Source organism: Streptococcus sp. HMSC065E03, from assembly GCF_001815045.1.
GTDB lineage: Bacteria > Bacillota > Bacilli > Lactobacillales > Streptococcaceae > Streptococcus > Streptococcus parasanguinis_AD.
On the sequence record NZ_KV818828.1, the window covers coordinates 1 to 413 of the forward strand.

A 413-nucleotide genomic window follows, 5' to 3' on the forward strand; every position below is an offset into this window, starting at 1 on the left:
GTAGCAAGTATTCAATTATTAAACGGTGTTTTTGCTCCATTACAATCTATTCTTTACAATAAAAATTTAATCAGCAGTAGCAAGTCCATTATTGATAATATCCAAGAAAATCTATATGAGACAAATCATGAAATTTTCCATAAAACAAGTACAATTGATTGTGATAACATTTCGACCATTTCTATTAGCCAATTACATTATGAAATTGAAAATAAAATATTATTTGATCATTTTTCCTATGAATTTAAAAAAGGCAAGCGCTATGCAATTATAGGTGCTTCAGGAGCTGGGAAAACAACTTTAGTAAAATTAATACTAAACTATTATTCCAAAAATCTTTATGATGGGGAAATAAAAATCAACGGAAAACAGAATATTGATATTCCCTCAGAGGAGTTATATAAAGATATTGC

At 27.4% G+C, this 413-nt stretch carries 1 protein-coding gene; it reads left to right on the plus strand.

Features of this window, described 5'->3' with window-relative positions:
* Nucleotides 1–413: ATP-binding cassette domain-containing protein (locus HMPREF3002_RS00055; RefSeq protein ID WP_141754458.1), on the plus strand; the 413-nt coding region annotated here is incomplete at both ends.